The sequence below is a fragment of the Aestuariimicrobium sp. G57 genome (assembly GCF_050110855.1).
Taxonomy (GTDB): domain Bacteria; phylum Actinomycetota; class Actinomycetes; order Propionibacteriales; family Propionibacteriaceae; genus Aestuariimicrobium.
Map to the genome: position 1 here is coordinate 224,465 of NZ_JBNINW010000005.1, position 9,625 is coordinate 234,089.

Below are 9,625 nucleotides of genomic sequence, written 5' to 3' on the forward strand. Positions count from 1 at the left end.
TGGGCTCAGGGGGCGAGGGCTGCGAGTGGTGCGGTGACGGTGCCGTCATCCGTCACCAGGATGGGGCCGGTTCCTGTCACCACGAGCCTGAACGCCGGCTCGCCGACAACGGCGGCGTCCACATGCTCGATGACTCGCGCCAGCGACCCGGCCCCGCTCGCCAGCTGCCGCGCCCCGAGCTTGACCTGCACGGCGGCCCAGCGGCCATCCGGCAGGGTGAGCACCGCATCGATCTCGTGGCCGTTGGAGTCGCGGTAGTGGCTGACTTCGCCGTCGATCGCCGACACCAGCACGGCGAGGTCATGCACCACGGCACTCTCGAAGAGCACCCCCAGCGTGGTGAGGTCCGCCCGCAAGTGATCCGCCCCGGCACCCAGCGCCGCCGCGGCCATCGCCGGATCCACCAGGTGAAGCTTTGGTGTCGTGCGCACCCGTGCCCTCGACCGCAGGGCCGGCGTCCATGGTGGTTGTTCCTCGACGACGAACAGGCGTTGCAGCAAGCGCACGTAGTTGCTGATGGTCTCTTCATCGATCGCGGGGGCCACCGCACGAACGTCCGCGGCCAACGTCTTGTAGGTGACCTCGGAGGCGACAGACCGGGCCAGCGCAGCAATGAGTTGCTTGACCACCCTCGGCTCATGCCTGATGTCCGCCAGACGGCGGATGTCAGTGCGGGCCACGTCGTCGACGTACGCGCGCAACCGAGCAGCTGACTGGGGCCGCGTCAACTCGGTCATCGCGGGAAAGCCCGGCCTGCGGGGAGGCGTCAACCGCGCGACGGACAAGGTTCCACAGCTCGGGTGCCAGTTGCCACTCGTCGAGCAGCCGTGGCGCGCTGCCCTCGAGCAACGAGCGTGGTGACACCGCGAGCAGGTCGTGGGCCTCGGGCTCATCGAGCAGCACGTACGACGACGACGCATGCAGTGCCGTCATGGTCTTGCCGCAGGCGCGAGCCCCCTCGATCACGACGGCTGCCGAAGCGGCCAGGGCGCGCTGCAGCACGGCGTCGAGCACACGGGTCGGTACTCCCGTCCGAGTTCTGCAGGGCCATCCGCCGCGCGTCACAATGAACCCATGCAGCCCATGCTCGCCACCCATTCGCCCACCGGCCGTGTGCCCGAGGGGCCCGACTGGGTGCACGAGGTCAAGTGGGACGGCATCCGGCTGCTGGCCGATGTGGTCGACGACCGGCTGACCCTGCGCAACCGGCGGGGCATCGACGTCACCGTGACCTATCCCGAACTGCACTCCCCTGCCAAGCACACGCACCTGCCCCATGACGTGCTGCTCGACGGCGAGGTGGTGGCCGTCAACCGCCACGGCGTCGCCAACCTGCAGGCGCTGGCCCCACGCATGCACCAGCGCGACCCCCGCAAGGTGGCCCAGCTCGCCGCCGCGGTGCCCGCGAGGTTCATGGTCTTCGACATCCTGCGACTGGACGGCGCCACCCTGACCAACCTGCCGCTCGAACAGCGACGCGAGCTGCTCGAATCTCTCGACCTGCCCAGCATCGGCCCGGGCTGGCAGGTGCCGCCCCAGTACGAGGACGGTCCCCTGCTGGCCCAGGCCACCCTCGACCAGGGCCTGGAGGGCATCATCAGCAAGCGCCTGGGGTCTGCCTACGAACCGGGCGTGCGCTCGTCCGACTGGGTCAAGGTGCCCCACCGCACCGAGTTCGTCGGGGTGATCGGCGGCTGGGTGCCCGAAACCGAAAACCCGCGCCGACTCGGGTCGCTGTGGATCGGCCACCCGCATGACGAGCAGACGTTCGACACCGACGGCCTGCTCTACCCCATCACCCGCGCAGGTTCAGGGCTCTCACATGCCGAGCGCGACGACCTGCTGGCCGTGCTGCGCTCGATCGAGACCGACCACCAGCCATTCGTGCCACCGCTGTGGGGCCCGGATGCGCGCCGGGCACACTGGGTCGAGCCGATCCTGTGCGTGCAGGTGCGCTACCTCGGCCAGCCGGGCGCGTTCAGCAAGGGCGCAGCCACGACTGCGCCCGACGCCGGACAATTGCGCCAGCCCGTGCTGCGGCGGCTTCGTCCCGATGTCGCGGCGCTCGAGGCACCCGACATCGTGGTGGACGAGCTCGAATAGCCTCAGCCCACGCGGTGGTCGCCGACGAGCCGCGCCGCTTCGTCGCGCAGGCGCTCGTCCACGGGGGCTTCGGTGAGCCCGAAGCGGTCGTCATAGGCGCCGATGAAGGCCTGCTCGAGCACATCGATACTGACCTGTGGGGCCTCGTCGCGCACCGCGCCCACCGAGGCCGGGTCGAACGCCAGCTCAAGCGCGTCGTAGACCTCGACGAGCAGCGGCTTGATCACGGCCGAATCGTCAATGATCACCACCGAGCTGAAGAACCACGCCTCGCGCACCACCCGCTGGGCGGTGCCGACCAGCTTGGCGACGCCGCGGGCGTTCACCGAGTGCGCGCCGGGGCAGAACTCACCGGGCACCTCGCCGACGCGCGCATCGATGCCGAAGTCGGCGAGCACCTGGGCCAGCATCACCCCGAAATCCGTGAACCGGTGCGCCATGTCGCCCGCACCGCGCTGCACATGGTCGATGACCAGAGCCGAGGTGGTGGTGGCCACTGCACGTCCGCCGGTGGGGCGCACCACCGGCACGTACTCGGCCCGGCGACAGGCCGCGACCGCGGCACCGAACCCGGGACGGTTCGCGTCGCGGCGTCCGAAGGCGACCATGCGGGTGGGACGGAAGATGCGCAGCGCAGCGTCGAGCTCGCCGACCCTCGCCCGCTGCAGCAGCGCGCTCGAGGCCGCCATCTCGAGGGCCGGGTCATCACCCACCCGGCCCCGCAGCAGCAGCACTCAGAACCCCAGCCGGTTCAAGAACTTCGGGTCGCGCTGCCATTCCTTCATGACCTTGACCTTCAGGTCGAGGTGCACGGGCGTGCCCAGCAGTGCGGTGATCTGGTGGCGCGAACGCATGCCGAGGTCTTTCAGGCGGCTGCCCTGGTGGCCGATGATGATGCCCTTCTGCGAATCCCGTTCGACCACGAGGGTGGCGAAAATGTCGAGCAGCGGCTTGTCGTCGGGGCGGCCTTCACGCAGGCCCATCTCTTCGACGACGACCATGATCGAGTGCGGCAGTTCGTCGCGCACGCCCTCGAGTGCCGCCTCACGGATGAGTTCGGCCACCAGGGTCTCGGTCGGCTCGTCGGTGACATGCCCGTCGGGGTAGAACGCCGGGCCGGGTGCGAGCAGGCTGACCAGCACGTCTTCGACGTCATCGACCTGGGCGCCGGTGACCGACGAACAGGGCACGATGTGTTCCCAGCGGATGCCGAGCTCTTCTTCAAGGGCCTGGATTGACATCAGGTGGTCACGCAGTCGTTCGGGGCCGACCAGGTCGGACTTCGTGGCGATGGCGACCAGTTTGGGGCGGCGGGTGAGCTTGGCGATCTCACCCACCAGGTATTTGTCACCGGGGCCGATGCGCTGGTCGCTGGGCAGGCAGACGCCGATGATGTCGACCTCGGTCCAGGTCGAACGCACCAGGTCGTTGAGCCGCTCGCCCAGCAGCGTGCGGGGCTTGTGCAGGCCTGGGGTGTCGATGACGACCAGCTGCGCGTCGGGGCGGTTGACCACACCACGCACCGCGTGCCGGGTGGTCTGCGGTTTGGACGACGCGATGGCGATCTTTTCGCCGACCAGCGCGTTCGTCAGCGTCGACTTGCCAGCGTTCGGGCGTCCCACGAAGCAGGCGAAGCCGGACCGGAAGTCGGCACCCCGGTGGCCCACACCTGTGCCGAGATCGCTCGTCGGCGAGGCTGCGGCAGCCTCGTCCTCGGCACGCTCGAGCGCGTCGAAGTCAAAATCACTCATCGTCGGCCTGTTCTTCATCGGTGTCAGTCGGTTCGGGTGCCTTGCGCACCAGGCAGGTGTCGATCTGGTGGCGGCGGCCCACGGACCGTTCGGCCGTGATTTCGAGGCCCTGCCAGACCACGCGGGTGCCGGGGATCGGGACAACATTGAGCAGCTTGGCCATCAGGCCACCCACGGTCTCGACCTCGTCGTCGTCGGCATCGATGCCGAACAGTTCAGCCATGTCGTCGACGGGCATGCGGGCCGAGATGCGATAGGTGCCATCGCCCAGGTCTTCGGTGTGGGTGGGCTCGGCGTCGTACTCGTCGACGATCTCACCGACGATCTCTTCGAGGATGTCCTCGATCGTGGCGAGGCCGGCGGTGCCACCGAACTCGTCGATGACCAGCACGATGTGGTTGTGGTCGCGCTGCATCTCGCGCAACACCTCGTCGACCGGCTTGGAGTCGGGGGCGAAGAACACCGGGCGCACGAGAGTGTCGGCGGTCTCGTTCTGGGCAGCATCGGGGTGGTCGTAGATGCGGCGGGTGACGTCCTTGAGGTAGATGATGCCGAGCACCTGGTCCAAACCGCCCTCGCCCACCACCGGGATGCGGCTGAAGCCCGAGCGCAGCGCCAACGACTGCGCCTGCCGCAGGGTCTTGTCGGCATCGATGAAGACCACGTCGGTGCGGGGCACCATCACCTCGCGCAGGATGGTGTCACCGAGATCGATGACCGAATGGATCATGCGCCGCTCGCCGGCCTCGATCAGGTCGGTGGCCTCGGCGATGTCGACGAGTTCACGCAGTTCGGCCTCGGACGAGAACGGGCCGTCGGCGAACCCACGCCCCGGCGTCAACGCATTGCCCAGCAGGATCATCAATTGCGGGATCGGACCCAGCACGGTCTCGAGCGCCGAGACCAGCCCTGCCAGCTTCAGCGCGAAGCTGTCGGCGCGCTGACGGCCGAGGGTGCGCGGTGCCACACCCCACAGGATGAACGAGACGACCACCATCGACCCGATGGCGGTCAGCAACTGCCAGCCCAGGTGGTCGATGTGGCGGAACGTGACCAACGAGACGAGCACGACGCTCGAGATCTCGAGGATCGTGCGCACGAACATCGTGGCGTTGACATACGGCGCCGGGTCCTCGGCGATGCGGCGCACCCGCTCGGCGCCGCGGTGGCCCTCGTCGACCAGCCGGTCGGCGCGCGAGCGCGACATCGACTGCAGTGCCGCGTCGGCGGCGATCAACACGCTCGCCAGCACGGCACTGAGGGCGGCAATGGCAAGCAGCATCCAGTCAGAGGATGTCATTGTGTGTCAGGCTCCCAGCCTGCGGCGTTGCCAGGCCGCGATGATCTTGTCGTTGAGGCCGAACATGACGGCCTTCTCGTCGGGTTCGGCATGGTCATGGCCGAGCAGGTGCAGCAGCCCATGGATGAGCAGGTACTCGGCCTCTTCATCGGGACGCCGGCCGTTCTCGGCAGCCTGGCGGCTGGTCACCTGGGGGCACAGCACGATGTCGCCGAGGATGCCCAGCGGCGGGTCCTGGTCGTCGTCGGGGGCACGCAGTTCGTCCATGGGAAAGCTCATCACGTCGGTCGGGCCGGGCAGGTCCATGTACCGCTCGTGGTAGTTCGCCATGGTCTGCTCGTCGACCAGCACGATGTTGAGGTCGGCCTGCGGGTGGATGCGTAGTTGTTCCATCGCGAACGTGGCCAGCGCGACGAGGCCCTGTTCGTCGGCGACTTCGCCCGACTCGTTGTTGATGTCGATCATCGCTCGCCCCGTTCGTGCTTGGTCTTGTCGTGTGGGGCCTTGTCATGTGGGGCCTTGTCATGCGCTCGGCGCGGGCGGGCGTACTGCTGCTCGGCCGACTGGTTGAACTCGAACTGGTCATAGGCGGCGACGATGCGCCCCACCAGCTTGTGGCGCACCACGTCGTGGTTGGTCAACTGGCAGAACATGATGTCGTCGACACCGTCGAGGATGTTCTGCACCGCCCGCAGGCCGCTGGTCTGGCCGCCGGGCAGGTCGATCTGGGTGATGTCGCCGGTGACGACCATCTTCGAGCCGAACCCCAGGCGCGTGAGGAACATCTTCATCTGCTCCATCGAGGTGTTCTGGGCCTCGTCGAGAATGATGAAGGCGTCATTCAGTGTGCGTCCACGCATGTAGGCGAGCGGGGCGACCTCGATCGTCCCGCTGGTCAGCAGCTTGGGCACCGACTCGGGGTCGACCATGTCGTGCAGCGCGTCATAGAGCGGGCGCAGGTAGGGGTCGATCTTGTCGTTGAGCGTGCCGGGCAGAAAGCCGAGCTTCTCACCGGCCTCGATCGCGGGGCGGGTCAGGATGATGCGGTTGACCTGCTTTGCCTGCAGCGCCTGCACGGCCTTGGCCATGGCCAGGTAGGTCTTGCCGGTGCCGGCGGGGCCGATGCCGAAGACGACGGTGTGGGCGTCAATGGCATCGACATAACGCTTCTGGTTGAGCGTCTTGGGACGAATGGTCTTGCCACGGCTCGACAGGATGTTCTGCGTGAGCACCTCGGCCGGGGTCATGTCGTCGGGTGAATCGGTGATCGAGATGATGCGCTCGACGGTCTCGGACGTCAGGCCCTGGCCGGTGCGCAGGATGGTCACCATCTCGGTGAGCACATCCACGGCAAAGCTGACCTGCTCGCCGGTGCCGGTCAGCGTGACCTGGTTGCCGCGCACGTGGATGTCGGCGTCGAGTTCACGCTCGAGCAGCTTGAGGAACTCATCACGGGGGCCGAGCACGTTCACCATGGGGATGGACGCGGGCACCTGGAACTGCCGCGAACCGGGCAGGGTGCTGATGCTCGCCACAGGGTGCAGCGACGCGCCGCGCTGGGCGCGTCGGTCGTCGGGATTGCTGGTCAGGGTGTCCTCCGTCGTCGAGTTGGGTTCCATCTTAGGGGTAGCCTTCGCGGGTGGCCCTGAGACTGCGTTCCATCCTTGCTGACACCCGTCCCCTCAGCCACCCGGATTTCCGTCGGCTGTGGACCGCCTACATCATCACGACCATCGGCGCGCAGCTGACGGTCGTCAGCGTGCCGGCCCAGCTGTGGTCGATCACCGAGAACTCCGGGGTGGTGGGCCTGACGGGCATCTTCGGCCTGGTGCCGCTGATCATCTTCGGCTTGTGGGGTGGGGCGATCGCCGACGCGTTCGACCGGCGCACGGTGCTGATGGTCTCAACGGTGGGGTTGATCATCACGTCGTTCGGGTTCTTCGTGCAGTCGTGGCTGAACCTCAACAATGTCTGGTTGATCCTGGGGTTGTTCGCCGTGCAGCAGGCCTTCTTCGGGCTCAACTCCCCCGCGCGCGTGGCCATCGTCCCCGACCTGGTGGACGCATCAGAGCTGACGGCCGCGAATGCGCTGAACACCACGGTGCTGACGTTCGGCGGCATCGCGGGGCCGCTGATCGGTGGCTCACTGATCCCGGTGCTGGGTTTCGACCTGCTCTACCTTGTCGACGCGATCTTTCTGCTGGCCACGCTGTATGCGGTGGTGAAGCTGCGCCCGATGCCGCCGGCTGGTGGGGTCACGCGTACCGCCGGGCTCAGGTCGATCATCGACGGGCTGCACTACACGTGGCTGAACAAGATCATCCTGATGAGCTTCGTCGTCGACCTGATCGCGATGATCTTCGGCATGCCGCGGATCCTCATTCCGCAGATTGCCAATGTCGACTTCGGCGGGCCGCTGGATGGTGACTGGCGGATGGCCCTGCTCTATGCGGCGATGCCTGCCGGGGCGTTCCTGGGTGGGGTGTTCAGCGGCTGGGCAAGTCGAGTGGTACGGCAGGGCCGGGTGACGGTGATCGCGATCATCGCGTGGGGCCTGACGATGCTCGGATTCGGTGTGTCGGTGTCGCTGGCTGATGGGCGGGTGCTGCCGTGGTTGGTGGGCGCGCTGCTGTTCTTCATGCTTGGCGGAGTCGCCGACATGGTCTCGGCCACGATGCGCCAGACCATGCTGTTGCAGGCAGCGACCCCCGAGGTGCGTGGACGAATCCAGGGCGTGTTCTTCGTCGTGGTGGTGGGTGGCCCGCGGCTGGCGGACGTCGTGCACGGTCCCCCGGCCGGGGTGATCGGTGCCGGGCCCACGGCGGCGTGGGGCGGTGTGGCGGTGGTGGTGTTGACGATCGTGGCGGTGCTGGCGGCTCCGGCGTTCTGGAGGTACGCGGTCGGGCGGAAGGATGCTGCCGGGGCGGCTGGTTGAGCAGGACCTCAGTCTGGGGCGAGGTTTCGGCACGGTGTTGAATCACGACCCGGCGCACGTCGACACCTTGCGGTACACGTCGACACCGGTATGTGGGTGTCCGGGTGCGCACGAGGGTGTCGGCGTGCGCCAAAAGGGGGGCGCGGCGCAATCCAGGGGGTGCGGCATCCACCACGCCGGCCGCGGCAGGCGACAGAAAATTGTCGTGAAAAGGTGCTGCGTGGGGGTTGTGTCTGACCCCAGGGTTTGAGAGAATAGAACAACAGTTCGAACACAAGGTGGTGTCGGGCTGTGCTCATTCCCTCGAGATGAAGGGGCGAGGTGGTCCGGATGGGATCCAACGCCGCAACACCTGCAACACCTGCACCAACCAGGCCGGCGCCAGCGGTGGCCATGCCGAGGCGGAAGTCGAAGCCGCGGCCGCCGATTGACCGGCGGCCCTCCGAGCAGCGGTTCGCGAAGACCGAGATCAGTGCTGAAGGAGCCAGGGCGAAGCTCGTGGCGCTGAATGATGCGTTCCTGGCCAAGTGCCGCGCGGAGGCTGAGGAGTTCCGGCTCTATGCCGAGTTCGCCGACCAATACAGCTACATCCCCGAGGAGTCGCCGGTGCTGGCTGGTACGGAGCGGTTGGTGCAGTGGGGCGGCGACGGCACCCCGGGGGTCGCGGAGTTCTGCACCCTCGAACTGGCAGCGGCGCTGAAGCAGTCCGAAGAAGCCGTCAGGATCCACATCGCCCACGCGTTGGCGGTGCGGCACCGGTTGCCGAACACGTGGGCCGTGCTCATGGACGGCCGGCTCCGGGTCTGGCAGGCCACCGAACTCGCCAGCGCCACCTGGGACTTGTCGTATGAGCAGGCGGTCGAGCTGGACCGGGACCTGCCCCACTGGCTGGCCACGATGGCGTTCGGCCGGGTGCTCGAGTTCATCAAAGCGTGCGTCAAAGAGCTGCTGCACGACCCCAACCAGCCACCACCGGACGAGACCCTGGCGAGACGGCGGGTGGACATCAACACCCGCGGCGTCGACGGCTCCGGGGCCGGCGTCGCCGACGTCTCCGCGACGATCGATACGGCGGATGCGATCTTCCTCGACGCCCAACTGAACCGGCTCGCCGAAATCCTCGCGATGGGTGGCAACCGCGAGTCCCAGCAGGTCCGCCGGGCCCAAGCGCTCGGCCTGCTCGCCACCCCAGCGCGGGCGTTGCAGCTGCTGCAGGCCGCCCTCACCGATGAGCTGCCCGGCGAGGCTGACGGGTTCAACCCGGACTGCCCCGCACAGGGCCAGCGCGGTCACACCTGCGGCACCATCACTGTTGACCCCGACCAGCTACTGCCCCGCACGGAACTGGTCGTGCATCTGACCGACAGCACCCTGCACACCGGTGAAGGGCTGGTGAAGGTCGAGAAGGCCGGCTCCCTGCTCGCCGGCTGGGTCAAACACCTCACCGGCAACACCCGCATCAGCGTCCGGCCGGTGCTGAACCCGGAAGAGCTCGCACCGACCGACGCCTACCACGTGCCGGCCCGGATGCGGGAA

Annotated in this window: 10 protein-coding genes; 3 read left to right on the forward strand and 7 right to left on the reverse strand. The window is 67.6% G+C overall.

Annotated features, from left to right (window positions below; all coding sequences use genetic code 11):
* Positions 1-5: 5 nt before the first annotated feature.
* Both ACQCX5_RS12720 and ACQCX5_RS12725 read right to left on the reverse strand, forming a co-directional pair.
* Complete coding sequence (locus ACQCX5_RS12720) at positions 6-680, reverse strand: ATP-binding protein (RefSeq protein ID WP_434542399.1); 675 nt, start codon at positions 678-680, stop codon at positions 6-8.
* Positions 667-1,002 (reverse strand): AAA family ATPase, encoded by a 336-nt coding sequence (locus ACQCX5_RS12725; RefSeq protein WP_434542400.1) that lies wholly within the window; start codon positions 1,000-1,002, stop codon positions 667-669. The genes ACQCX5_RS12720 and ACQCX5_RS12725 overlap by 14 nt, the downstream gene beginning before the upstream one ends.
* 72 nt (positions 1,003-1,074) lie before the next feature.
* Here ACQCX5_RS12725 and ACQCX5_RS12730 point away from each other — a divergent pair, with 72 nt between their 5' ends.
* Positions 1,075-2,103, forward strand: a complete 1,029-nt coding sequence (locus ACQCX5_RS12730; RefSeq protein ID WP_434542401.1) for a DNA ligase — start codon at positions 1,075-1,077, stop codon at positions 2,101-2,103.
* A 2-nt stretch (positions 2,104-2,105) separates the two neighbouring features.
* Here ACQCX5_RS12730 and ACQCX5_RS12735 read toward each other — a convergent pair whose 3' ends face one another.
* Genes ACQCX5_RS12735 through ACQCX5_RS12755 form a run of 5 tightly spaced genes read right to left on the reverse strand, consistent with a single transcriptional unit; the run spans position 2,106 to position 6,629 of the window.
* Entirely contained in the window at positions 2,106-2,837 is a 732-nt protein-coding gene (locus ACQCX5_RS12735; protein WP_434542402.1) for a lipoate--protein ligase family protein, read from the reverse strand.
* On the reverse strand, positions 2,838-3,854 hold the full coding sequence (era, locus tag ACQCX5_RS12740) for a GTPase Era (protein WP_434542403.1): 1,017 nt from the start codon (positions 3,852-3,854) through the stop codon (positions 2,838-2,840). It lies immediately after the preceding gene.
* Positions 3,847-5,154: a hemolysin family protein gene (locus tag ACQCX5_RS12745; RefSeq protein ID WP_434542404.1), complete on the reverse strand. Its 1,308-nt coding sequence runs from the start codon at positions 5,152-5,154 to the stop codon at positions 3,847-3,849. Before ACQCX5_RS12745 ends, era begins: the two co-directional genes overlap by 8 nt.
* Positions 5,155-5,160: 6 nt before the next feature.
* Positions 5,161-5,619 (reverse strand): rRNA maturation RNase YbeY, encoded by a 459-nt coding sequence (gene ybeY / locus ACQCX5_RS12750; protein ID WP_434542405.1) that lies wholly within the window; start codon positions 5,617-5,619, stop codon positions 5,161-5,163.
* Positions 5,616-6,629 (reverse strand): PhoH family protein, encoded by a 1,014-nt coding sequence (locus ACQCX5_RS12755; protein WP_434542424.1) that lies wholly within the window; start codon positions 6,627-6,629, stop codon positions 5,616-5,618. The genes ybeY and ACQCX5_RS12755 overlap by 4 nt, the downstream gene beginning before the upstream one ends.
* Before the next feature lie 164 nt (positions 6,630-6,793).
* Between ACQCX5_RS12755 and ACQCX5_RS12760 the strand changes: the two genes are divergently transcribed.
* Positions 6,794-8,089, forward strand: coding sequence for an MFS transporter (locus tag ACQCX5_RS12760; protein WP_434542406.1), 1,296 nt, complete (start codon positions 6,794-6,796; stop codon positions 8,087-8,089).
* Between the two features lie 393 nt (positions 8,090-8,482).
* Positions 8,483-9,625 (forward strand): DUF222 domain-containing protein (locus tag ACQCX5_RS12765; RefSeq protein ID WP_434542407.1); only part of this gene is annotated, 1,143 nt, incomplete at its 3' end.